The sequence below is a fragment of the Ruminococcus sp. HUN007 genome (genome assembly GCF_000712055.1).
Lineage (GTDB): Bacteria > Bacillota > Clostridia > Oscillospirales > Ruminococcaceae > HUN007.
In genome coordinates this window covers 3138887-3163375 of the sequence record NZ_JOOA01000002.1, presented here as the reverse complement: position 1 = coordinate 3163375, position 24489 = coordinate 3138887, and the positions used below count along the sequence as shown (strand labels likewise).

Genomic DNA, 24489 nt, shown 5'->3' with positions numbered 1-24489 from the left:
CTTAATTCTCCTTATTTTTCTTATTCTTTCTGCCGGCTGCATATGCTGCAGCACCAGCTAAAATCACTGCAATTCCGCCTATTGCGAATGGAAGTTTTGAACCTTTCCCCTTATTTTCTTCCGTAACCGGCTCAGTTACTGTTGTTTCTGATACTGCAGCAGTTTCGTCAGTTACCTCTGTCTCTGAAACTGATGTCGTAACAGCAGAACTTTCTGAAACAGTTGTAACACCGGATGTTTCACTAACGCTCGTACTTTCAGAAACTGATTCGGAAGTTACACTTTCTGAAGTTGCCGCTGTCACAGCCTGAGTTTCCTGCTTGTTTTCAGAGTTATTACCTGATGAAGGCTGATCATTATTATTTGCTGAAGGCTGCTCTGAAGGTTTCTGTTCCGGTGACGGTGAAGGTGACGGCTCAGGTTCCGGCTCTTTTGACGGTTCTGGTTCATTTTTCTGACCGGTAATTCGTATTCCGCCGGATACGGGTTCAGCGAAATTATCTACTTTAAAAACAGAATCAAATGAGTTCTCACGTCCAAAGTAAGCCTGATTCATTCTGCCATCACCATCATACCTAATTAACGGCTTAATTTCGAAGAAGTCACCTGGATTAAGATCAGACGGCAATTTAAGTATAAATCTAAAAAGCTGTCCGTTACCAGAATATAATTCACCGTTATCACTATAGCAGTTAGGTATAATTGATGTTTCAAGAACATTTCCGCTGCCAAAGAAGCAATGATTAAAACCAAATAACCCATTAAGTTCAAACGGACGTATATCATCACAAGACAGTCTACTGTCTTTTTCAATCCAGAAAGCCATACCAATAAAGCCAGGATTGTTATCAATATTGATTCCCACCAAAACCTCACGGTTCTCCGGTATATCATTAATATCGATCTCCACAGTTTCTGCTGAAAGCCGCACATCGTACACCTTTTCACACGAAACCGTATCTGCATCAAAAAAAGCTGCAGGAGATGCCATACCCATAAGTAAAGCCGCCACCCCTGCAGTTATTCTGTATTTATTCATTCTTTTTCCCTTTCTCTTTTTCCCATTCATCCCCCGGCCGGTAAAAACTCCGTATCGGACGATACAGCGGCCTTTACCTGCAGTTTATCAAAACCCGTTCATTACCAAATCGCAATAAATGAAGCCCTGAAAACAAACTTCGCCAAATAAACATCTTACCATAACTCCGTCAAATAATCAATAGTTTTTGGGTGAACGGTAACTTATATCGGGTAAACGGCAGATTTTTGGATTATTCTTGCATTTATCCCTGATATATCATCGGATTTCAATCTCGTTCCGACAGCAATTTTTGATAAGTGGCGGTGTCAGAATATATTTCACAGGGTACAAAAAATTAACCTGGAGCGTCCGAATAATGATTCCGGTTGTTCTATAGCATGCCGAAGGCATACCTTTTCATCCAGGTTCTCGGAACATTTCATACCACTTTCACTCGTTCTTTCATTATTGATTCATAAAAACTACTTTCCGTTTTGATCTCACACATCTCATATGCATCAACAGGTTTGCACAACGCTGCACTAAGCTCACTTCCAAAAGAAAAGATATGTCTCTTATTGAAATCCGCACCGCCATTTACAAGAATATCTACATCACTCTCACCGTCTGCTTCGCCTCTTGCATATGAACCGAAAATATACACCTCGCTGATGTGATACTTTTCAGCAAGTGGTTTTATAATACGAGTTATTTCCTCAATCGTTAATATCTGATTATTCATATGATGCCCCTGTCTTTATTAAGCGGATTTTCACGATAATATTACAATAATATAATACCATGAGGTCCTCAAACTGTCAAAGAAATGAGATTAAAATATATTTTTTTCCCATTGACAAACCATTAATCAAATGATACAATGTAATATCGGTCAAAGACAATACTACTGTTCGAACAATTGTTGTCAGTAGTATGAGTTGAAACGAAATGATGCTTTTTTAAGAACTAAAAGGAGTATTATCATGGCAGTAGAGAAAACTGATATATCCCGTGATTTAATAAATCATCCGGGAGAAACAATAGCTGACGTTCTTGAAGCAAGAAATATGACTAAATCGGAACTGGCTGTAAGAACAGGTTTCAGTCCTGCTTTTATAGACTGCGTTATAGCAGGGCGTGCAGATATTTCCAGTGAATTTGCAACAGCATTGGAATACGCTCTTGAAATCCCAAAATCATTTTGGCTCAATCTCCAAGCAAAATATGAAGCTGAATTATTAGTGTATGAAAAAGCAACCATAATCAGTGATGACTATGACAAAATTTCAAAGTTAGAATGGCAAGACGAACTGATTCTTTTAAAGTCACGTCTTGATCTAGCTGAAAAAGAACGACTTGCCGGTACTCCCGGATATTCTCTTGAAGAAGTACGAAATAAATTAATGGATAAATTCAAAAATGCCGATGGGGGGCATTAAGTAATGTGTAGGATAATGGATGAAGTATCATCTATCTGTAAAAAAATCACCATATAAAATATTAACCGGGAGCGTCCGAAGGATGCTTCCGGTTGTTCTATAGCATGCCGAAGGCATACCTTTTATTCTGTAAGATAGTTTCGTTCTTTTTAAATCCAAAAATCCAGATCACACCAAGCTTGCTGACTAATCCGATTTTCGAAACATTTTGTACCGATTTTCTGAAACAAGTTGACGTATTCGATGCCGTATGATATAATTAAGTTGAGAATAAAACCATTTTACGTTTCGGGAGGTCGAAGCTATGCAGGGGTCTGTTATCAGAATTTCAGAAATAGAGATCTGTAATTTTAAGAATGTAAAGCATGGAGTGCTAAATCTCGATAATACAAGAAAGTCGTACAAATCAAGTGTACTCGGTTTATATGGTCAGAATGGTTCCGGAAAGACCGCTTTAATAGACGCACTGTCGGTACTGAAATACGCCCTAACCGGCAAAGCTCTGCCTGACTTTTACGGTGATTTTGTCAATGTCGACTGTGATTCATCCAAACTGATATTTCGTTTCAAAATATGGAGCGAATCACTTAAGACAACATATAATGCACAGTATGAACTTTGCCTGAAAAAGGAACTGGATGAATCTGATCAGAATGCTGACTATGATATACAGGGCCAAAAATATAAGACCGTGCTCTTTAATGAAGTGCTTTCTTATGGATATCAGAATACTGATAATCAGGTCAGAATGCAAACTCTTGCTAATACAGGAGCAGACGGATTACTTTCACCTGTTACAAAAATGGAAGTACTGATTGGAAAAGACAAAAAACTATTTACCGATCTTCTTGTAGCAAAGAAAATAGCCTATACTTCATCACGTTCTTTTCTTTTTTCACCGGGATTACTGAATACTGTTCGTAAGAATTGTGAGGATGTTTTTCACGTTGAGCTGTTTAATCTTCTAACGAAGTACGGTAATACAGAACTTTTCATTATAGATACACAGAAATCCGGAATGCTCAGTCTGAACACTATCCCGCTCAATTTTAAAGTTGAAGAAAACGGTAAAATCAGTCTTGGAAGTGTACTGATCAATCTGAATGAGCCTTCTTTGATCCCGCAGGACGCTCTTGACATTGTCAGGACGGTTGTAGATCGTATGAATATTGTGCTTGTACAAATGGTACCAGGACTTACTATTGGTATGGAAGAACTGGGAACTGAGCTTTTACGGAACGGTGAAACCGGATGCAAGGTTCAGCTTGTTTCCCACAAGAACAGCAAAGTTATTCCGTTAAAATATGAATCTGAAGGAATTAAGAAAATCGTGTCAGTACTCCAGCTTCTTATCGTAGTGTATAATCAATCGTCGATTACGGTTGCCATCGATGAACTGGATTCCGGAATTTTTGAATATCTGCTTGGTGAATTACTTCATATTATATCTGAGCAGGGAAAAGGACAGCTGATCTTCACTTCCCACAATCTCAGGCCTCTCGAAACAATTGACAAGAGGTTCATAGCTTTTACAACAACTAACCCTGACAGAAGATATATTCGCTTCAGCAATGTCAAGACCAATAACAATCTTAGAGATTTTTATTATCGTGACATTGAACTGGGAGAGCAGGACGAAGAAGTCTACAGCCCTACGAACAATTTTGAAATTGCATTGGCATTCAGAGAGGCTGGTGTAGTTCGTGGCTCGTAAAAAAATAGTATTTATAATCGTAGAAGGTCCATCGGATGAAGTGGCTCTTGGTGCTGTTCTTTCGAAAGTGTTTGATTCCTCATCAGTATATGTACATATCATGTTTGGTGACATCACAACACAATCAATGGCTGGAAATAAAACAATAGTAAGCAGTATTGGTGATGTAGTTAAAAGTTATGCTAATTCAAAACACTTTAAAAAGAGTGATTTCAAAGAGATCATACACATTGCAGATACAGACGGGACTTTTATACCGAATGACAGTATTATTGAAGATGAGCAGAAGGAAGAAGTATTCTATTCTGAAACGGAAATAAGAACAAAGTATAAGAAAAGGATCGAAAAAAGAAATGAAACCAAGAGCAGACATATGCAGGTGCTTTGCAGTCGTAACAAAGTCTGGGACATTCCATACCGTCTTTTCTATATGTCCTGCAATCTTGATCATGTTCTTTATAACAAACTGAATAGCAGTGATGAGGATAAAGAAAATGATTCATTTGATTTTGCAATGAAATACAGATTATCACCAGATGATTTTGTAAAATTTATCTCTGAATCAGATTTTTCAGTTATGACAGGATATAAGGATTCCTGGGCGTATATTCAACAAGGACTGCATTCGCTTGAACGTCATACTAATCTTGGCTTGTGCTTTAGCGATGACATAACTGATGGCGACGTATGATTTTAGTTTTATTAATGGTGAGCTGCCTTTGGCAGCTGATTAATAAACCGGAAGCATCCGTAGGATGTTTCCGGTTTGATCATTTATATAGGTTTTATTTTAGCAGATCGGCAAGGTATAACTCATCTTTTTTATGCGAGCTATGCTTTTGCTTATATTCTTTTATAGCAGCCACAAGCTTTTTCGGTGAATCGCCATAGTAGCTGTAATAAAACGAAGAACTGTTATCATATTTTTGGCGATTGAATTTGATGTTCTTTTTAGCGAATTGTTTTGGCTTTTCTTTTGACTTGACTTTTATATATTCATTCCATAAACCTTCGGAGATGATAAGCAGGACTTCCAGTTCCGGTAAGTTGCAGTATTTACAAATGCCGCCTGAAATCTTTTCCCTGAAATACTCCGGAATTCGTAACTCCTCGGTTTGTTTATCGCCGACACGGATTATTGCTACATCATTATACGGATATTCGGTTAAAGCGCTGTGTACTACCGGAGAACTGTCAATCTGTCTTGCAAAATAAGGTACAGCTCCGAGGAGATCGTCTTCAGTATAAACGAGAAGGTCATTCTCTAAAAGAATATTCATGATTGCCAGTTCATTTGGCCCTTCGCACATAATCAGGTACTTCATTTTGAAGCACCTCTTTTAAGAGCTTTTTTTAATGCCATAAGATCATCATAGTTTACGGCTGTGTCGAAGACGTTGTTATAAAACTGTCTGCTCTTAAGACCACTGGAAATATCATTGTAGTTTTCATACATGTTTTCGATATAAACCTGTTCATCAGATTTAGTTATCCATATATTATCCTTACGATTGAACAGATCGAGCAACTCACAGTAATGAGTAGTGAAAATTAAAGTAGCATGCTTTTTATTGATCAGCGGTTCCTTGAATAGTGATATCATATTTTCAACAAGTGTTTTATGAAAATGATCTTCTATTTCGTCTATTATAAGGCTTATCCCGTTGCTTAAGGCAACTGCCATGGCGATATATGTTTCAATGCCTTTTGTAGTACCGCTGGAGAGAAAGCTTTTAAGCTGAGACGAAGACATTTCAAGCGGAGCGCCTTTATAGTTAAGCAGGTAATTGCCGTTTTCCTGTCTTTCGAGATTTTTAACATTATTATCGAACAGCTTTAAAATACAATTGAATACATCTAGTGAGATCCTATATTCATCAATCAAAGCAAAACTGAATTTATAAAAGTCAGTTTTGCTGTCTGTGAGATCTACAGAACAATAAATGCAGTTATTGCTGATGTTTTCTAAAATATAATAAAGGATAGATATATTAGGAGGCAGCTGCTTTTCTATATTCATTTCTTTAAAATCGCTGTTTTCAAAAATGCTGCCGGCTTTTCTTTTATTATATTTTTTCATATAGATATGTTCATTTTCAAAAAAACACATCCGGACGGATACTTTTGACTAGTAATTTAGTTGTATATTTATAAATACTTCCTTCGTGAAAGAAAAAGATTTCTAGTTCTTCATTGTTGTTAAAATAATTGTTATCTGAGATTTGAAATTCATCTAAAATGCGGTAGCATGAAGCAATCAGTTCTATAGCAGTTGTTTTTCCGGAAGCGTTTTTACCAACGAAAGCCATATTGTTAAAGGTATAAAGTCCAGGTGCAATTTCCTGTAATTCATAAACCATATCTTCATCTGACTTGTCAGCTTTGGAAACAAAGTCAATAGAAAAATCATCTCTGCAGTTTCTGAAATTCTTTGCTGTAATACGAAGTAACTTCATTATCTCGCCTCCTACCTATTTAATTAGAATAGCATAAAATCATGAAATAATCAAGTGGGTTAAATAAAACGACCAAACCGGAAGCATCCTACGGATGCTCCCGGTTGTTCTATAGCATGCCGAAGGTATACCGAAAAAACGCCTCCGGAATGCACTGGTTGTACATTCCGGAGGCGCCGGTATTTTATGCTTAGAGAAGAGAATCAAATTTTATATTATGAATTGAAAATGCTTATTTCTGTTTGCCGAGCCAGTCGATCACCTTTGAAACATACTGTCTGAGATGTGCGAGGTCGGCGAGATTGAGTTCGCTGTCGCCTGTTACGTCGGAAGCAAGCTCCTGAGCCTTTGTGAAAGGTGTCTTGTCAACAAAGTGGATCGAGAGGATCGAAAGGTCTGTGATATCTACCACACCGTTGTCATCGAGATCGCCGTATGCGAATTTAACTGCAGGAGTCTCTGTTGGTGCAGCTGATTCTGTCGGAACCGGTGACGGAGATACTTCTGCTGTAGGTACCGGTGAAGGTGAAACTTCTGTTGTCGGTACTGGTGAAGGAGATGTTTCCTTTGTCGGTTCAGGTGAAGAAGATACCTCTGCAGTCGGAAGCGGTGAAGGAATGCTTGCCTGTGCATTGCTCTTTGCGAAATGAGCACCAAGAGCAGCGTACTTGCTGCCTGAAGCTGTTTCGTAAAGTCCGCCTGTAAAGAGAGAACCGTCTGCGTTTCTCCATTCCTTATGGAAGTCAGTTCCCTGTGCAGGAGCCTTACCGTATTTTGTAAAGTCAGATGATCCCGGAGCTGATGAAAGCTTGGTTCCGATCTTTTCACCGTTTTTAACGTTAGTCTTTGAAGTTACCTGATAGTAGGCACTGTTGAAGTAGATGCCGTTTTCAAGTGTTCCGACAAACTTGTCACTTGCTGTGCCGCCAGGGAGTTTGCTGTCGGCGATCTTTACATTACCGTCGTAAACTGAGATGATGTTCTTGAAATCGCATCCGTCATCTGTACAGCGGTAGAGTGAGAAGTTCGGCTTGCCCTTGCCTTCAAGGTTGTTGTTGAATGAAGTACAGTTTGTAAGGCTTTCGAGCTTCGGATTGTTGTTGTCAGTAAATCCGCAGTGGAGGTTTTCAAATGCGAGGCAGTTGATGACCTTGTGTGCTGAACCGACACCTGCACCGCCGAGCTTGAAGCCGTTGCCGTCGCAGTCGCCGTAGCCTTCGCCGAATTCAGTAAATCCGTTTCGGAAAGCAATACTGTTCTTTATTGTTACCACGCCGATAGGACCTGTTGCTTCCTTGGCGTAGAGATCCCATCCGTCGTCGGAGTTGTTGTATGCCATGCATCCGTCAAATACATTGCCCTGGCCGCATGTGAGCTTAGCAGCGAATCCGTCTGCGTTTTCCATTGTAGCGTCATCGCAGTTGTTCTTTGAAGTACAGTTGAGAACGAGGTTATTTGACGGCCACTGGTCGATGGTTGCTGCATTTGAATCGAGACGTGAAATCTGAAGTCCGGTATCCTGGTTGTCGTTGAATACCATCATTTCGATCTTGTTGTTGTTGCCGGCGAGAAGCATACCGTTGTCTCCGGCCTTTGTGATCTCGAATCCGTAGAAGTACCAGTATGAACCTGCGAGAACGAAACCTCTGTTTGCAGCGTCAACAGCCTGTCCTGTAAAGTTGAACTTTACCTTTGCTCCCGGATAAGCCATGATGGTCTTGAGAGCGCCTTCCTTACCGCTGTTGTCCTTGGCAATATTTATAGTTTCAGTAAACTTGTATTCACCTTCAAGAAGATAGATAACGCCGCCTGCAGGAACTGACTTTATAGCTGAAAGTACGTTTGCCGGACTTTCCTTTGACTTGCCGTCACCGTTTCCGTTCGGTGCGCAGTAGATCACGTTTGAACCTGTAACAGGAGGTGCTGAAACCTGAACTGTAGGCTGAACAGTAGGCTGCACTGTCGGCTGAACAGTTGGTTCAGTCGATGGTGAAGGAGAAACTTCAGCTGTCGGCTGAACTGTAGGCTGAACTGTCGGCTGAGCAGTCGGCGCAGGAGTATTGTCCTCCTTGAATCCGCTGCCGACAGCCATGAGTGATGACTTGTATGAAGTAATTGCGGACTTGAGTCCTGTATTTACCGCATAGCTTGCGTCATCAACGGAATTGTCGAACTTCCACTTGAAGTCGCCGCCTCCAACTCTTCCTGCCTTTGCAGTAACCACTGAAGGAACATCCTCAGCCTTGTCAATTGTACAGTTGTACATTACTGCAGATGTATCAAAATTGTTATATCCTGTTCCACCCTGAACTGTTTTTGCATCAGCAGGTACCTTTTCAGTACGGCTTCCTGCCTCGTATGCGTCAAAGCTTGACTTGTCCTGCTGGTATGTGATGTAACCGCCGGCATCTTTTATAACGTTGCCGAATGCCTTGATGATACCGCCGTCTTCACCGGAGAATGTTCCCTCGCCCTTGGCGTCAGTACCCTGCATAGAGCTGAGCATTGGATATTTGCATGCTCTGAAGTAGTTGCTTTCAACAAATGCTGAAGCACCCATTGTTACGCCTACACCGTACTTTGCATTTCCGTCAAAGTAGTTGTTGTAGATGTGAACCGAGCATGTTCTGATTCTCGGATGACGTGAATCAGAGTGATCGTACCAGTTGTGGTGATAAGTGATATAGTTTTCTGTTTTTTCGCTCTTCATACCCTGGAGATTGCATTTTCCGTTATCCCAGAAATGGTTGTATGAATGAGTTACGTAAGTTGAAGTCTTGGTATCGAGAGCGCCGTCGCCCTTTGCCTGGTCAGCGTCTGAACCTGCATCGCCGTAGAAGAAATCACAGTTGTGAACCCAGATGTGGTCATTGCCCTGCTGGAGTCCGCAGTCATCGCCTTCAGAACTGTTGCAGTTCATAAAGCCTATGTTTCTTACCTCAACGTTTGAGCAGTTCTTCATTACAAGTCCGAATCCGTTGAAAACTGCGTCATTTCCGATACCTTCAACTGTAACACCGGCCTTTACCGTGTCGATCATAAGATCGCCCTTAGGCATGTTTGCCGGATCGGTGATGTTTCCGATAACTCGTACACAGAGAGGCCTTGAATCCTTGCCTTTCTTGTAAGCTGTGATGATGTTCTGGATACCAACCTGTTCAGTTGCTCCCTTACCCGTTGAGTCAATACTTGCCTTTACACTGTCCTTTGTAGCTTCGGTTACATACACTACCACAGCACCTGACTTAAGTGTACCGTCATTGTTGTACGCACCTGAAGCTGATCCGTTCACAAATCCAAATCCTGTTCTGTCGTGCTGATATGCACTTGCCTTTGTCTCGGCAGCCTTTGAAGTATCTTCCTTTCCGTTTATAACAGGAACGATCTTCATTGTATGGCCTCCGGCCTTGATACCTACAGCGTCTGCACGCATGTAACCCGGATACTGTCTGATGAGCATCGCATCGATTTTGTTTCCGTCCACATAAACATTGTAACCCGATGCGCCTGATACAGACGACCATGTTGCATACATTCCCTCACCGTATCCGGCTGTGTCAAGCACTTTTACCGAACTTTCCGCAGCGTATACAACTGCTCTTTCCGTTCCGTTTCCGGTAAAAAACGCCTGTCCCGCTAAAAGGAGCCACAGCTGATGTTAACATTAACGATGCAACCAGGCATACTGCATATCTTGCTGCTTTATTCATTACACAATTCCTCCAAAACACAATAATCATTTAAATTTACAATTACAGTCATACCGACCAGCTTAAACCGTACAGACCCCCGTCTGTATCATGATCAGTAATCCTTTGCAATCCTTTTCAATGGAAACAGCTCAAAACTATCATCCATTCCATCATCTATACCTATTATATAGATTTATTTATACAAAATCAATAACATATAATATTATCGATACTGAACTATCGTCTTATAATTCAGATTTTATGTGAACAATAGGTCAGTACAAATTTAATTAAATGGTTACTTAATGAACTGATCTCTATTTATAAAAAGGCCAGCATATCATACGCGTGATGATATGCTGGTCTTTTATTTTATGATATATTTCTGTCAGTTATCCCGGCGGAGTGTTACCTGTCTGTTTTTATCTTTACCGTGCATCTGGTACGTGCAGCGTCATCAAAGGTTATTACGACTTTTCCGCCTTTTTTCTCACCTATCATTCTGACAGCACTCGCATTTATAGTTATGATGCCGTTTTTAACAGATGAACAGGAAGATGTTAAAAGATCGGTCTTTCCGAATGTCATGGACGCTATTCCGGAAGCAGCCTTTTCACCTGTACCCGTATCGTATTCTATGGTTATCTGTCTGGTTTCACCCGGGGTGATCACGTATTCGGAAACGCTGACTCCCGGTGTTCTGTCCGTATCAAGAGTGATCTCAGCCACTGTATCTGCCGGATCGTTGAAACGGAGTCTGAGCACGCCGCCGTTTCGTTCTCTGGCATACTCCAGAAACTCAGGTGTAAGTGTTACAGTCTGGCTCTGGTCGGAAAAAATCAGATAATATCCGTTCCAGCGAAGATCTCTCTCCTCTCCTTCAGGAGTAACATAATAAGCGGTGGTTATGGCATCCGCCGCTCCGTCAAGTATGCCGAAACTGTAGCCTATCTCCACCGGATCTTCTCCTGCGACCGAAACGGTTTTCTGTGTAACTGCAGGCTTTGCCGATTCAGCAAGACCGACGTTCCATATTACCGAGACTGACGGAAAAATGTAATCGGCATCAGGATCCCAGTCAGCGTTTCTGCTGCATTCGCCTTTAAGCGTTATTGAAAAATCCCTGAATTCAGTATTTACGTTACTGTTTTTCGGATCTGCCCTGAATGCCGCAAGTTCCTCATCTGTCATAAGCTCGATATGATAAGTTCCCGGGCCGTCATATCTGCAGCAGTATGCTCCGGGGCAGCCGGCAACAGATGCTGTTATGATCTTTTCACGCCGGTCCAGAACAGTTTCCGACATATCATCTCCGCGGACCGCAGCAAGCCAGATGCCCGGATCCTTCGATGATTCCCAGTCTTTATCCGATGTCAGAGGAACACGTACTCCCCTGCCGTCAGGATATGAAGTAAACATACGCGCCACTACAGAAACAGCACACGAGCTCTTGTTCACCACCCTGAAAGGAACACTGGTTCCCGTGTAGCTCTCTCTGCTTTCGCCGGTTTTATCAGCTATTCTGCCTCTGTTAAAATAAACATTTGCAGCAGGATCAAACCACGAGTCCTCGTAGCCTGCAAATCCCGTCCTGCAGATAAGGCCCTGCGGATCGGCAATGTATTCAATGTCCGTACTGTCCACAGGCAGGCTGACTTCAAAAACCTTCTTATCCACAAGGCCTTCAAGTCTGCCGTTTACAGTTATCATGCTCTGTGCAAGCGACTCATCATTTACATCAGCAAGCGGTATTATTTCAGAACGTGTGACCTCTTCCTTCACTTCATCAGGATCAGCCTCCGTAACAGCTGCGTCATCGTTATCGTCCGCTTCACTGGTTTTATCGTCTGTAACGATCCAGTTTTCAGCATCCGCCGGAGATTCGACTGCCACACGAAACTGTTTTTCGTTTTTTATGCCGCTTTCTTCAAAATCCTTAAGTACCGCCAGTGTAAGATCAGCAATGGTCAGTATAAGGACAAGAAGTATCACGGCCATACGGTTAAATTCTTTCATCCCTAATCATCCCCCGGGTATATCCCGAACAGATCAGCTCAGTACACTTATATTAAGAGCCATCTGCAGTTCACCTATAACTTTTTTCCCGTCTTTTCCAAGCATATGATATTTAAGTACCGTACTGTACTTTCCTGCCGCAAGGTCCTTTTCAAGAGCTATATTTTCAAGATGACCTCCGACCGGGATCACAGGCGAAGTATAGATCACCTGCTCCGTTCCGTTCAGAATAATGTCAAAATACACATCATTCACATTGGAAACCGGATTTTCCACATACGCATCTGCCGACGGAAGACTTCCTTCACTGAAAGTCCAGTCCCTGTTCATCTTTACGTCAAAGCTCTCCGTGTTTTCCGTATCTGCATTTTCAAGTACCGACCGGTCAAATGAAGCATCTGTGACAACGTGATTCCTGATCACATCCTCCGCAGGCTGAACCGGCACAGGTTTTCTGAAAAAACGGAACCAGATATGAACCGAAAGCAGTCCTGCAGCTATAATGATCGCCAGTACTATCAGAATTTTCATAACAGTTTTAAGAACTGTCCTGTCTTTATTCTGCTCCCCCAAAACTTATCCTCCCTGATTTCCGTACGGTTTTATCTATTTTTAAGTATAGCATAAATACAGGGTTTAAGTCAATTACGACCGGATTTTTTACACTCGCTGACAGTCCTGCCTCCGGAAATCCGGCTTCGCCGGATTTCCGGTTTAATCAATATTTTCTTAAGTTTTTTAAATTCATACCGGACTGATGCTTTTTTTATTTCAAAGCTCTTGACAAAACTGAATTATGGATGTAAAATATCATTATTAAACGCGTTTAATTATTTTCAGTGAACGCAAATCAATTATTTCCGTTCACTTTGAAACAACACATCAACGGAGGAACTATGAAACGGGATCTTGAAAAAACAAGAGCTGCTCTTATTGAAGCGGCGGAAAAGCTGATGGGACAGTGTGATGATCCGAACGAAGTGACTTCCCGTGCAATAACAAAGGAAGCCGGAGTCAATCTTGCTATGATAAACTACTGTTTTGGTTCGCGTGAAGAGCTTCTGTTTGAAGTGTTCACAATGCTGCAGCAGAAAGCACTGGAGCTTGATCCGACATTTGCCGGCGTCTTTAAAAGCGGACTTCCCCCTAAGGAAATGCTGGCGGAGATACACTTCCACTCGATGAAGCTCATGCTCGAATATTTCAATTACTGTTCCGCACTTACCAAACACATTCTTATAAACCGAAAGATAGGCGACAAGCGCTCCTCCGCCGAATTTATAAAAATGCACTTCGGAGGCAGAAAGACCGACGGCGAGTGTCAGCTCATAGCCTTTGAGCTGTCGGGTCTTCACGAACTCGCTGTGCTCCGTCACAGGGAAATAAAGGAAATATGCGGTATCGATCTGAAAAATGACGATGAGCTAAGAAAATATGTTTATGATAATGTAAACAGGATGCTGGGTGACTGATATGTATATTTTTGATTTGAAAAACGCAGATAACAAAGGAAACAAAACCGGCGGCAAGGCCGCATCTCTCGGAGAAATGCTCCGCATGGGACTGCCTGTACCGCACGGATACGTTATAACTGCAGATGCATTTGAAAACGGCAGTTTAAAATCAGCTGCTGCCGCTGAACTTAAAGATCTTGTAAATAAACTGCCTGCATCTCACACCTGGGCAGTAAGGTCATCTGCAATCGGTGAGGACGGAAACGAAAATTCATTTGCCGGGGCTTATGATACCATACTCGACGTCCGGAAGGAAGACATAGAAAAAGCCGTCCTGAAAGTTGCGGCATCTGCTGAAAACGAACGTGTTGCTGTATACGCAAAGGAACGAAATACAGTTACCGGCGGAACTGCCGTAGTTATCCAGCAGTATATCAAAGCAGATCTTGCCGGAGTTCTCTTTACCGCCGATCCGATAAGCGGCAGCAGAGGAAAAATGACCGGAAGCTTTGTGAAAGGAGCCGGTGAAAAACTGGTTTCCGGCGAAGGCATGGACGGAGAATTCGTGATCGACGCCGTTAATTATTCATTCGACGGAAGCGGTGAAATGGCACCCTACGCCAAAAAGCTGTATAAGTATGCGAAAAAGCTTGCAGCAGACGGCATCCCGAAAGATATTGAATGGGCAGTATCAGGCGGACACGTTTATCTGCTCCAGTCAAGGCCGGTAACAACGCTTTTCCGAAACAGCCACGAAGATTTTGACATCAACGATTCACTCTGCGGCGAGCTTCTGCTTTCAAAAACAAACGTCGGTGAAATATTCCTGCGTCCGGTATCCCCGGTCACATCCGGCATGGTCGACATGATCTCCGATGTTCTCGGAATTCCGCTCATATCAAACGTATGCGGTCAGCTTTATCTGAATATAAGCGGTATCTGCTCAATGCTGATGTCTTTCGGCGTAAAAAAGGAAAAGGCCTTCGGCATGATAAAAGAGCTGGCCGGCGGTATTCCGGATACGGAAGTTCCGGTCTATCCTTTCGACAGAAACATCGTTCTTAAGTCGGTCGGAAATATCATAAAGAACAGCTTTAAAAAGAAAGATCAGAAATATCATCCGAAGAAGATCAAAGGCCGCTTCACTGAATTAAGCTTTGATCTTATCGGAAAAATACGAAAAGCAGAAAGCAGAAGTGAGCTTCTGAACATCTGGAACAACGACTGCGAGCCGTTCATGACCGGCGTCCTTTCGGCCATTACAACAGGTCTGGATGTCAAGTCGCTCTTCGGCACAAGGGACAGGCTTGAAAAAATATGCGGAACCGAACTTGCCGACAGACTTATGTCCGACTGTTCCGGAAACGGAAACATAGAAAGTCTCGGACCTCTCCTCGGTATTGCCGACATTATTTCCGGTAAAATGACCCGAGAGGAATACACGGTCAAATACGGTCACCGCGACGCTGATGAAATGGAACTTTCAATGCCGTTCCCTTACGAGAACGCAAACTTTCCCGATAATGTTATTGAGGAATACAAAGCCTCCGGCATTGATGCCTATGCAATGAAAGCTGCACAGGAAAAGCGCCGTGAAGAAGCGGTAAATGAGTTTAAGGCAAAATATCCTTCATACAGCGGGAAACTTGATAAAATGCTGAAAAAATACTCCGACGCCGTTGCCGGAAGAGAGATTATCCGAAGCGACGCCCTCAGAATATTCTGCATAATACGTGAATATCTGCTGCGTGCAGGGACGCTTACCGGACTCGGCGATGATATTTTCATGCTTTATACCAATGAAATCAAGAAACTCCTCGCCGGCGATGAAAGCTGCATCAAAAAGATCCCTGTAAGACGCAGAAACTACGAAAAGCAGATGAAATTACCAAACTTTCCGAGCATGATCTGCGGACGTTTCACCGTCGAAGAATGGCAGGCATCCGGCAGTCCGGGCGGATACTACCGCTTTGGCGAAACAACTGCTCAAAGCGGTGACAACGTAATAAGCGGCGTTGCCGGATCAGCCGGTCAGATCGAAGGAACTGCAAGGGTATTAAAAAACATTGATGATGCCGCATCTATCGAACAGGGCGAAATTCTCGTCGTCCCGGCAGCCAACATCGGCTGGGTACGCGTCTTCCCCAAAATATCCGCCCTCGTAACCGACGTCGGCGCTCCCCTCTCACACGCAGTGATAGTAGCCCGAGAACTCGGCATCCCCGCAGTAGTAAGCTGCCAGAGCGCATCCGCACAGATCCGCACCGGCGACAAAATCCGCGTGGACGGTACACTTGGAAAAGTATTTGTAGTATAAAAAATGTGCGTCGAAACGGCGCACTATCAGTAGTACAGCCGCCCCGGTGAGGCGGCTGTACCTTTTTTATGAGCCTTGATTCTCTTGCATTTGTTCCGCTTTTGATGCATAATAGAAATATAAATCACGGATTATTGGAGGAAAAAAAATCATGCATACTAAAGTGGTAAATTCATTAAAATCTATCAATCTTAAATTATTCCTGGCTTTTACTGATAATGGGGCTGTGTCCGACGCTCTATACTACTTTACGAACGTATTTTCTGGGGCAGCTTCCCGGTGAATGGTCATATTCTATCGCCGGACAGCTTTCATGGGTAAACCTGATTTATGAAGTAATAAATGAAGCTATTATTCTTCCTCTTTACTATTTTATGGGACAAGCCGTTACCGATAAAGAAGAATACTCCGGGCGGCTTCGAAGCGGTCTGATACTGTCGGCAGGTATTTATGCTGTCTGTTCAGCGATAGTAATTGCATTTATCCATCCTCTGCTTAACTTCATGGCAGTTTCACCTGATATTTTAGAGGAATCAGCGAACTATATTAGAATTGAATGTATTGCAAATATATTCGGAATACTCTACAGTTTTATCTGTGTTGCACTGATTACAATAGGTAAAGAACGTTCCGTTTATATCATCACTGCTGTCAAACTTCTGCTGAGTCTCATACTCGATTCATTACTCGTTTCTTCACTTCCTTTTTCACTGAACTGCGGAGTAAACGGAATAGGAATATCAAATATTATTTCAAATATGATACTGTTTTTAGTTTCAGCATTTATGATTCACAAATACGGATACAATATTTTCATCCAAAAGAAATGCTCATTTAAATGGATGAAAAATTTCATTAAGGTCGGTGGCATTTCAGGTCTTGAATCATTCGTAAGAAACATCGCATACATGCTGATGGTATCACGAATGGTAAATATGGTCGGAGAACAGGGCACCTACTGGGTAGCAAACAACTTCATCTGGGGCTGGATGCTCCTGCCTGTAATACAGCTTGGTGAACTTATCAAGCAGGAAACTGCCAAAAATGAAAAAGCAGTAAAAGAAAACACTCCCGGATATTTTGCAATTACCGTTATTACATGCATACTATGGATCATCCTTATCCCATTATACAAACCTTTCATGATTCACGTTCTTGGATACAGTGACGTAGATAAGCTTTTTGAACTTGTTATGGTACTTTTCTTTTTCTATGTGCTGTATGCTTTCCAGAATGTTTTTGATGCTACTTTTTACGGCAGAGGAAGAACTGATTATATGCTCTTCGAGTCAGTAATAACAAATTCAGTTTATTACGGCTCATTTTTCGTTCTGTATCTCTGCGGTATATGGACTCCGACTCTTACAGGCATAGCTCTCATGTTCGGTTTCGGAAATGCATTCGACTCAATTGTATCATATTTGGCTTACAGGCACTTTATAAAGAAATCCGAATTCTGAGTCCGGATAAAAATGTGCGCCGAATCGACGCACTATCAGTAGTACAGCCGCCTCGGCGAGGCGGCTGTACCTTTTTATATTGGGTGAGGATACACAAATTAATTCTCAAAAAAAAATGATTATCAATTATTTTATTGATATATACTTCTGATACCTGCTATTAGGCTTTTCAGGCACTGTCATTGCAAGCTTACCTTTATCTAATAGTTTACGGATATATCGGGATACTGTTTTACGCCCCTTAATTTTCAAAACATCAGTTATTTCCTGTGTGCTTCTTGCTACTGTACAATACGTAATAATTTTCTGCTCTATCTGATCACTGTCAAACTCATCTTGGACACTGTCTTGGACATCATCTTGGACATTGACCAAGACATTATCTTGGTCATCACTACCCAAATCAAGACGATCAAAAGGAATTGATACTACTATAGCGTTATCTCTGAAGTCAAAAGCTTCTTTCCCGTAGATATCCACAATTCTCGGTACGCCTCGCCCAGACATCTCACTAATATGCAGCTGAAGAAATATTTCAGAAAGCTTGTCATTGACCGGAACAGAGATTCCAGCGAAAAATCCGTCTTTTGTCTGGTTTGGCGGTAGAGTTCCGAGCGAAGTGATCTCTATTCTATCCTTATATGCATGAAATTTAGGAGCTGAACCACTTGTCCACAAATTATGCTGAAAGGAATTGATCACTGCTTCCATAAACGCATTTTGATTAAACAAACGAACTTCTTTTCTTTCGACTTTCCTGTCTCTCTCATCTGCCTGCGGAACATTTATCGTATCACCATAATCGATAACCTTTTCAAGTGCCAACAACAAGCACATATTACCGAAATCTCTAACAGCATACATGGTCGAACTTTTATCCTTCCCGTTAAACAAAGAAAATCTTATCGGTATATGAGGAGTATCAGAAAGAAGCTGTGCCAGCATATTATATTTGCCGGAAGGCGTCAGGAGTTCAAGATTCTTTTTGAAGGTTTCTTCTCTTAACTTGATGCCTTTCATATCATAGTAAAGAAATAACTGTTCAAATGTAAGATCAGTATATCTTGACTCAATATTCAATAAAGTTGGCGGACCATAGTTCAGGTAACTGAAAAGAGCTGCTTCACGATCAGGATGTTTCTTTATGTTCTCTTTACTTGATCCAATTCTAATATAGCGAACTTCCTTATATTCAGTAGGAACGATTCTTGCAGCCGGAATAATGAGCACAACAACACGTTTTTCATCGATTTCTTCTTCACAGAATCTGAAATAAATTGCAGGAGTCAGATTCCGGCTCAGATAATGTTGGAAAGGCTCATTGTTTATGTCCTTGTTATAGTTAAATTTCGTATCTGTAAACTCATGTGTTGTATTATGAACACCCCAAATCAGATATCCGAAAGGCTCATGTGCCATAACTGCAGCATTTGATAATGCAGCGATATACTCTCCTATATCATCAGGCTTATTCATATTTTCTTTAAATTCAAACCATTCTGCTTCATCGCCATAAGAAATACATCTATTGACAATATCAAAAACCTCGCTCATTCAATCAACTCCTCACCATATTATCTCAAAATATCAATAGCCATATACTTAATTAATTATATTCATTTTTCCAATCAATGTCAAGTTGCATGTAATATATGTGTGCGCCGAATCGGCGCACTATCAGTAGTACAGCCGCCTCGATGAGGCGGCTGTACCTTTAGTATGTATCGTTCTTCATTACATCCATATGTCTTCTGTATCGTTTAGGAATATTTAAACCTACAAGATACCCTATATCATTCAGAAAACCGGAAATAACATTGAAACCATCTTTATAAAATGCTTCTATCCGCTTGTCTTTAAACGGAATGTTCTTATAGTCAGGAGGACAAACAAAAGTCCAGTCAGCTCCGCTTTTATCAAGTACTATACGGAAAAATTTATCTATATCAGTATCTTTATAACCGCATTTCATCAGAAGTACATGATGTTCAACTGCTTCATCTATCTGACTCATTATAGCCTTTTCTCCATCAAAAGATATAAGAACCAGCATTGGCTCATCATTTTTCATTGCTTCTGTTACTGCTTCCACAGACGGATATTTTACAATTTCCATTAGTGCTTTTCCAGTCCTTTCATCATACATTTCATATAAAAAAGTATAACACAAACAACTGTACCGGTCAACACAAAAAATGTGTGCCGTCGGCACACTATAAGCAGCACAGCCACCCGATGAGGTGGCTGTACCTTTTTATGCCGAAATTACTCTGCGGCATCTGTGATCGTAATTGTATATGAACTTCCTCTGATATACTCCGGAAGATTGTAATAAGTCCCTGATGAACTCATATCCACAAGTCCCCACTCAAACTCCGGTCCGCACTTAAGTTCGCTGAACGTTATTGTAAGACCTGTATCAAGAGTCATATTTCCGTATTTATTATACCAGTGAAAACCTTCGATTTGTCCGTCTATCTGATTAATGAAGCTCCGTCCTGGTGTGCCGGGATAAAATATTCCGAAATCATTAACAAGCCTTAAAATTCTTTGCTTCTCATTACTGGTATCGTAATGCTTTCCGTATCTACTGTAGGTGAACATCTTATCCTCATACGAAACATCGGTATTCACATGAAGAATTCGTATGCCATTTCCTCCGCAGACAGAATTATTCCCTTCCTTGGTGATGTATTCAATAATAAAATATTCACTGAGATACAGGTCAGAAGGATCTTTAGGAATAATAATACATGACGGAGAATACTGCATCGATGTAAGTGTAAACTCTTTCGTACCGCCGTTATATATCTGAATTTCATCTTCATCAAGCCAGCCCAGCAGAAGCTTCGAACAGGCTGAAAGGTCACCTGTACCTTCGTCCATCAGCTCAATACCTGCCGGCCCCGGCAGACCCTCATTGTCAGTCATTAGATTATCAGCAGCCTGATAATAATCCTCAAGTCCCATCGCATGACCAAGTTCATGTGCTATTCTTGTATTGAATTCACCCTGATCTTCGTCATCATATGCGATAACGCAGAATGTACCTGCTGCTACATCGTCGTATTTCTCTTTGCTGATAACAGTTGTGGAATACGGCCACCAGTCCGGAAATTTATCATGATTATCGTCCAGTTCTATAGCAGCATCAGGGAAAATGAGCACCATAGTATCCAGTTTTTTATCTCCGTCTGCATCGTAATCATTATAATTCAGTGTATCGTCAAAGGCGGTCATTATCTCACTTACAAGCGAGCGGGCACTGCTCTTTAAATACGAACCGATTGGCTGTTCAGCCGTGTATTCGAACACATTACCTTCAAGCTTCAGCCTTCCGTATGATGCTCTGTCGTAATATGCCGTCACGCTTTCCAGCGGATATAACGGATCATCTTTATCCTCAGGTGAGAAAACTGTTTTCTGAAGTTTTTCGGTTATATCATCATACTCAAACTCACAGTCAGGAAAGTTTACCGCAAACACAGGAATATTGTCCGTTCCGACAGACGGAAGATCCGGATCAAGTGCTTTGACAGGCGGATTTACCTGCTTTGAGTCTGACTGTCCGTTATCTTCGACGAGCAGACTTTTCATATAGCATAGATCCGCAATATTAACTTTGACATCTCCGTTGAAATCAACAGCATCCATGTCATCAACATTGACATCATCATACCCGAGAAACCATTTCTGAAACATCAACACCAGATCAATAATATCTGACTTAGCAGTTTCACGATTTCCCGTTTCCATATCAGAAACTGCTGAGATCACTGACCCTCCCTGATGAAGTAAGCTGCATCCGATCATTCCCGCCATAAGAAAAGATATCATTCGACGCATATTTAGCTCCCCTTCCTTTCACATACACCTATATCATGCTTTTGAATGCCTTCATATGCATTCCAGCACTTCATTATAGAAAAAGTATAGCACAAACACCGATGCCGGTCAACAAAAAAATGTGCGCCGTCGGCGCACTATAAACAGCACAGCCACCTCGATGAGGTGGCTGTACCATTTTTACTCGTAATTAGTAATCGTATCGACTATCTTTCTTACATTTTCATCGCTGAGATACGCATTTGCAAGTCTGGACTTGCTGTACTGCAGCGGTGTACCTTTTGTTGATGTTTCAAGAAGCGAAGTGAAATATCGTTCCCAGCTTATGTACTCACTGCTGTCAATGTATTCCCACGGAGCATTCAGTATTTCTTCCAGTCCGTTTATACGAACAATATCAGAAGAAAGGATAAGCCATTCAAAGCTTTCCGGAAGATAAAGAAATAACTTTTCTTCATTCTGACAAACCAGTTTATAAACATCCGCCATATCTGCCCCGAAAGCTGATCCATCTGCTACAATGATCATATGATCATCCAGATGTTCAGACATCACTGCTTTGATATTCGATTTTCCATCAGCCGAAATACATTTGCAGTTATAATCGGCAGCAATCTTTGTAAACATCTCATTTCCTGATCCTTTATCTTCAGTAAGGATCAGACTACGTTCTGAAAACGCAGTTTTTTTTCAGATTCTCATAAACAGGATATGTTCTGTTAAATGTAATTTTAGACCGGCTTGCTGTCTTTCTGAGCTTCAGAATACTCTTCACACTGTAAGGAAGCTGATCAAGATTTTCTCTGGTAACGATAACGAAATAACAATCTGATGCTTTTACTGCTTTTGCAAATTCCGCACTCTGTACAAAATCATTACCTTCGTCAATAAAAATAATACTGTTGTGAGTTTTATCGATAAATGCATCCCACATGTCAGTGTTACAGACTGCAACATTTACCTTTGAATTAACTGTTACGCCGCTGCTTTTACCGTATCTTGAATACACTGCAATAAGATCTACCAGTGTAGTTTTACCGCTTCCGCTTTCTCCCTGAATGATCGTGATATTTCTTTCTATTTCAATTGTAAACTGAATTTTATTGTTACGAACAATTATACTGTATTTTCCTGTCATAACCGGCCTCACACAAATTTAACTGCATTAAGCAGGTAATCCCTGTAATTATCCACATAAACATCATTATTAAGGATATGAGCCTTAAACTTTTTTCTCTTAAAATCCATTACATGCCTTAAATTTATAGTTATATCTGTGCTTTCAGCTATTTCAAGTATATATCTTGCACAGTTATCACCACAGGTTGATGCGTTGAAGATCATATCCGGTTTATTTTTGATCAGAAGCAGAGTTTTTGTTCCCCCCGCGATTTTTTCGGTTGGAATTATACCGAGAACTGGACTGCTTACTGCACGGGAATTAACAACTTCAGATTTATCTATAGCTTTTATCACCTTTCTGGCAAATTCATCTGTCAGCCATTCATCCTCATAAGTATTATTGAAATACACGCTTGTATTGTATATTGCATCCGGACAGTCTCCGAAAATAATATTCAGCATTTTCCCCGCCTCCGATTTATTACTTAGATATAAATAAGTATATCACAAAATGTGAGGCTTAGCAATTACAAAAAAATGTGCGCCGAACCGGCGCACTATCAGTAGCACAGCCGCCTCGGTGAGGCGGCTGTACCTTTTATTTGAAAAATCAGTTTCCCATTATGAAAACTGGAATTACTGTATATCTGTTTTTTCAGATCGATCAATCTTCAAAAATATAGAATCCGGCACTCATTGTATCCTGACGTTCATAATCAAATACTTCTTTTATACTACCGAACACCTGAGTGTAGTAACCAGCGTTTTTGTTTACCGGAGAATCAGGATACCACTGGTAGCCAATGTACTTTTTACTGCCGTCATTCATGGTAAGCTCATACATAACTCCGCCTTTAATTGCTAAGTATAAGCCCTTTTTGCCGCCTTTATACGGAACAGCCATAAAATAATCATTTACTTTTTCCATTGAAGCAGCATCAGATACATTTTCGCTGATAGCAGCTTTTATTATTTCTTCAGCTTTTTCCTGTCCCTCAGGCGGCAGATCGCTGCACCTGATTTCTGAATACTGAATGGTATACTTCTTACCTTCCGGTTCTTCCTGACCCCACTCGTTAATATTATCTGTCATCTGTTCAGTCGGGAGTACTTTTGTTTCCAGTCTTTGTAAAGGAGAAACGCCATAAAAACTACTGCATTTCTTTGTTTCGCTATTATAAGAAAAAGATGCACATACGCGCTGAGAAGTTATATCATAATTTCCTGCTGAACTGTTTTCCAGTTTACTTACGCCAATCACTGAAACCTGAAGATCTGAATTATTATCACTGAAAATAAAACCGGAGCAAGGAAATTTCTCTTCAAGATTTTTAAAATAATCCACACATTCATCATGATTCATCCGAACAAAGTCATCATATGATGTACCGTCAATAAAACGACTGTATTTCATTGCACCTTCAGCTGCTGGTGTAATCTTTACCTGCGTTGCTTCTCCAAGCGTTATTTTTTCATCAGTTTGGTTCTCGAATTCAGCGCTGAACCATTTCTGACCGTTACGATTAACGATTATGCTCTCAGAAGCATCAGGCTCAAGAGTTTTTGAAGAATCATAATCATACTCGTAGTCTACCTCAGAAGAATCTACAAGTTTTATAAACTCATCTGCAGAGATCTCTGATCCCGGATAGAGAACGTCATCAATCTGTACATATCCTTCATGAGGCTCAACTTCTGACCATTCTGATTTTACATCATAAGTCTTGTAGTCAGCGCTTTCTGCTTCTTCAGATCCGCTTTCTGCTTCAGATGCAGATTCCTCACCACCATCAGTTTTTTCAATTAATGAAGTTTCGTCAGTATTTTCAGTCGCACCATCGTTCCCAGTGCTTCCGCATCCTGTCATACCTAACATTAATCCAGCCAATATAATCCCCGCTGCTGTTCGCTTAAAAATCATAAATCTTTCCTCCTGCTATTAATAGCTTAAT

21 protein-coding genes are annotated in these 24489 nt (G+C 41.2%); 6 read left to right on the top strand and 15 right to left on the bottom strand.

The annotated features are described in order from the left end of the window. Nucleotide 1: 1 nt before the first annotated feature. Both CC97_RS17835 and CC97_RS17830 read right to left on the bottom strand, forming a co-directional pair. Nucleotides 2-1039, bottom strand: a complete 1038-nt coding sequence (locus tag CC97_RS17835; protein ID WP_156036961.1) for a hypothetical protein — start codon at nt 1037-1039, stop codon at nt 2-4. A 421-nt stretch (nt 1040-1460) separates the two neighbouring features. After that, nucleotides 1461-1763, bottom strand: coding sequence for a nucleotidyltransferase domain-containing protein (locus tag CC97_RS17830; protein ID WP_044976722.1), 303 nt, complete (start codon nt 1761-1763; stop codon nt 1461-1463). 241 nt (nt 1764-2004) lie between these two features. Between CC97_RS17830 and CC97_RS19265 the strand changes: the two genes are divergently transcribed. The 3 genes from CC97_RS19265 (at nt 2005) to CC97_RS17815 (ending at nt 4865) form a co-directional block, all read left to right on the top strand. Then, nucleotides 2005-2460 (top strand): transcriptional regulator, encoded by a 456-nt coding sequence (locus CC97_RS19265; protein WP_049963022.1) that lies wholly within the window; start codon nt 2005-2007, stop codon nt 2458-2460. 304 nt (nt 2461-2764) lie between these two features. After that, nucleotides 2765-4174 carry an AAA family ATPase gene (locus CC97_RS17820; protein ID WP_044976721.1) on the top strand — a complete coding sequence of 470 codons (1410 nt, stop codon included), beginning with the start codon at nt 2765-2767 and terminating at the stop codon, nt 4172-4174. Continuing rightward, entirely contained in the window at nt 4164-4865 is a 702-nt protein-coding gene (locus CC97_RS17815) for a hypothetical protein (RefSeq protein WP_044976720.1), read from the top strand. Before CC97_RS17820 ends, CC97_RS17815 begins: the two co-directional genes overlap by 11 nt. A gap of 94 nt (nt 4866-4959) precedes the next feature. Here CC97_RS17815 and CC97_RS17810 read toward each other — a convergent pair whose 3' ends face one another. From CC97_RS17810 to CC97_RS17785, 6 genes are all read right to left on the bottom strand, one after another. Further along, nucleotides 4960-5499, bottom strand: a complete 540-nt coding sequence (locus tag CC97_RS17810) for a hypothetical protein (protein ID WP_044976719.1) — start codon at nt 5497-5499, stop codon at nt 4960-4962. After that, nucleotides 5496-6254 (bottom strand): AAA family ATPase, encoded by a 759-nt coding sequence (locus tag CC97_RS17805; RefSeq protein WP_197021882.1) that lies wholly within the window; start codon nt 6252-6254, stop codon nt 5496-5498. The genes CC97_RS17810 and CC97_RS17805 overlap by 4 nt, the downstream gene beginning before the upstream one ends. A 16-nt stretch (nt 6255-6270) precedes the next feature. Continuing rightward, nucleotides 6271-6630 (bottom strand): AAA family ATPase, encoded by a 360-nt coding sequence (locus CC97_RS17800; RefSeq protein WP_044976717.1) that lies wholly within the window; start codon nt 6628-6630, stop codon nt 6271-6273. A gap of 232 nt (nt 6631-6862) precedes the next feature. Beyond that, the gene (locus tag CC97_RS19260; protein ID WP_049963021.1) at nt 6863-10195 is read right to left on the bottom strand and encodes a dockerin type I domain-containing protein; all 3333 of its coding nucleotides are present in this window, start codon (nt 10193-10195) and stop codon (nt 6863-6865) included. A gap of 535 nt (nt 10196-10730) precedes the next feature. Next, complete coding sequence (locus tag CC97_RS17790) at nt 10731-12338, bottom strand: hypothetical protein (RefSeq protein WP_044976716.1); 1608 nt, start codon at nt 12336-12338, stop codon at nt 10731-10733. A gap of 33 nt (nt 12339-12371) precedes the next feature. Further along, nucleotides 12372-12911: a hypothetical protein gene (locus tag CC97_RS17785; RefSeq protein ID WP_044976715.1), complete on the bottom strand. Its 540-nt coding sequence runs from the start codon at nt 12909-12911 to the stop codon at nt 12372-12374. A 323-nt stretch (nt 12912-13234) separates the two neighbouring features. Here CC97_RS17785 and CC97_RS17780 point away from each other — a divergent pair, with 323 nt between their 5' ends. The 3 genes from CC97_RS17780 (at nt 13235) to CC97_RS17770 (ending at nt 17569) form a co-directional block, all read left to right on the top strand. Next, nucleotides 13235-13810, top strand: a complete 576-nt coding sequence (locus tag CC97_RS17780; protein ID WP_044976714.1) for a TetR/AcrR family transcriptional regulator — start codon at nt 13235-13237, stop codon at nt 13808-13810. Nucleotide 13811: 1 nt separating this feature from the next. Beyond that, the gene (locus CC97_RS17775) at nt 13812-16109 is read left to right on the top strand and encodes a PEP/pyruvate-binding domain-containing protein (RefSeq protein ID WP_044976713.1); all 2298 of its coding nucleotides are present in this window, start codon (nt 13812-13814) and stop codon (nt 16107-16109) included. 218 nt (nt 16110-16327) lie between these two features. Then, nucleotides 16328-17569 carry an MATE family Na+-driven efflux transporter gene (locus tag CC97_RS17770; protein WP_044976712.1) on the top strand — a complete coding sequence of 414 codons (1242 nt, stop codon included), beginning with the start codon at nt 16328-16330 and terminating at the stop codon, nt 17567-17569. 126 nt (nt 17570-17695) lie between these two features. On the opposite strand, the gene CC97_RS17765 is transcribed toward CC97_RS17770, so the two are convergent. The 7 genes from CC97_RS17765 to CC97_RS17740 all read right to left on the bottom strand — a co-directional run bounded on the left by CC97_RS17765 (nt 17696) and on the right by CC97_RS17740 (nt 24425). Further along, complete coding sequence (locus CC97_RS17765) at nt 17696-19123, bottom strand: RNA-binding domain-containing protein (protein WP_044976711.1); 1428 nt, start codon at nt 19121-19123, stop codon at nt 17696-17698. 160 nt (nt 19124-19283) lie between these two features. Then, on the bottom strand, nt 19284-19685 hold the full coding sequence (locus CC97_RS17760; RefSeq protein WP_044976710.1) for a hypothetical protein: 402 nt from the start codon (nt 19683-19685) through the stop codon (nt 19284-19286). Nucleotides 19686-19834: 149 nt separating this feature from the next. Further along, the gene (locus CC97_RS17755) at nt 19835-21415 is read right to left on the bottom strand and encodes a hypothetical protein (RefSeq protein ID WP_044976709.1); all 1581 of its coding nucleotides are present in this window, start codon (nt 21413-21415) and stop codon (nt 19835-19837) included. Nucleotides 21416-21595: 180 nt separating this feature from the next. Next, nucleotides 21596-22042: a hypothetical protein gene (locus tag CC97_RS19255; RefSeq protein WP_049963020.1), complete on the bottom strand. Its 447-nt coding sequence runs from the start codon at nt 22040-22042 to the stop codon at nt 21596-21598. Between the two features lie 37 nt (nt 22043-22079). Beyond that, complete coding sequence (locus CC97_RS19250) at nt 22080-22553, bottom strand: ABC transporter ATP-binding protein (protein WP_049963019.1); 474 nt, start codon at nt 22551-22553, stop codon at nt 22080-22082. 8 nt (nt 22554-22561) lie between these two features. After that, a complete protein-coding gene (locus CC97_RS17745; protein ID WP_044976708.1) occupies nt 22562-22999 on the bottom strand; it encodes a DUF4869 domain-containing protein in 438 nt (145 codons plus the stop codon). Nucleotides 23000-23201: 202 nt separating this feature from the next. After that, entirely contained in the window at nt 23202-24425 is a 1224-nt protein-coding gene (locus CC97_RS17740; protein WP_156036960.1) for a hypothetical protein, read from the bottom strand. Nucleotides 24426-24489 lie beyond the last annotated feature (64 nt).

Bases quoted from the DNA above. Each gene is read 5' to 3' on its own strand.
- CC97_RS17800 (WP_044976717.1), bottom strand. From the start codon at position 6,630: ATGAAGTTACTTCGTATTACAGCAAAGAATTTCAGAAACTGCAGAGAT.
- CC97_RS17820 (WP_044976721.1), top strand. From the start codon at position 2,765: ATGCAGGGGTCTGTTATCAGAATTTCAGAAATAGAGATCTGTAATTTT.
- CC97_RS17760 (WP_044976710.1), bottom strand. From the start codon at position 19,685: ATGGAAATTGTAAAATATCCGTCTGTGGAAGCAGTAACAGAAGCAATG.
- CC97_RS17780 (WP_044976714.1), top strand. From the start codon at position 13,235: ATGAAACGGGATCTTGAAAAAACAAGAGCTGCTCTTATTGAAGCGGCG.
- CC97_RS17805 (WP_197021882.1), bottom strand. From the start codon at position 6,254: ATGAAAAAATATAATAAAAGAAAAGCCGGCAGCATTTTTGAAAACAGC.
- CC97_RS17755 (WP_044976709.1), bottom strand. From the start codon at position 21,415: ATGCGTCGAATGATATCTTTTCTTATGGCGGGAATGATCGGATGCAGC.
- CC97_RS19250 (WP_049963019.1), bottom strand. From the start codon at position 22,553: ATGACAGGAAAATACAGTATAATTGTTCGTAACAATAAAATTCAGTTT.
- CC97_RS17745 (WP_044976708.1), bottom strand. From the start codon at position 22,999: ATGCTGAATATTATTTTCGGAGACTGTCCGGATGCAATATACAATACA.
- CC97_RS17790 (WP_044976716.1), bottom strand. From the start codon at position 12,338: ATGAAAGAATTTAACCGTATGGCCGTGATACTTCTTGTCCTTATACTG.
- CC97_RS17770 (WP_044976712.1), top strand. From the start codon at position 16,328: ATGGGGCTGTGTCCGACGCTCTATACTACTTTACGAACGTATTTTCTG.
- CC97_RS17775 (WP_044976713.1), top strand. From the start codon at position 13,812: ATGTATATTTTTGATTTGAAAAACGCAGATAACAAAGGAAACAAAACC.
- CC97_RS17830 (WP_044976722.1), bottom strand. From the start codon at position 1,763: ATGAATAATCAGATATTAACGATTGAGGAAATAACTCGTATTATAAAA.
- CC97_RS17835 (WP_156036961.1), bottom strand. From the start codon at position 1,039: ATGAATAAATACAGAATAACTGCAGGGGTGGCGGCTTTACTTATGGGT.
- CC97_RS17765 (WP_044976711.1), bottom strand. From the start codon at position 19,123: ATGAGCGAGGTTTTTGATATTGTCAATAGATGTATTTCTTATGGCGAT.
- CC97_RS19255 (WP_049963020.1), bottom strand. From the start codon at position 22,042: ATGTTTACAAAGATTGCTGCCGATTATAACTGCAAATGTATTTCGGCT.
- CC97_RS17810 (WP_044976719.1), bottom strand. From the start codon at position 5,499: ATGAAGTACCTGATTATGTGCGAAGGGCCAAATGAACTGGCAATCATG.
- CC97_RS19265 (WP_049963022.1), top strand. From the start codon at position 2,005: ATGGCAGTAGAGAAAACTGATATATCCCGTGATTTAATAAATCATCCG.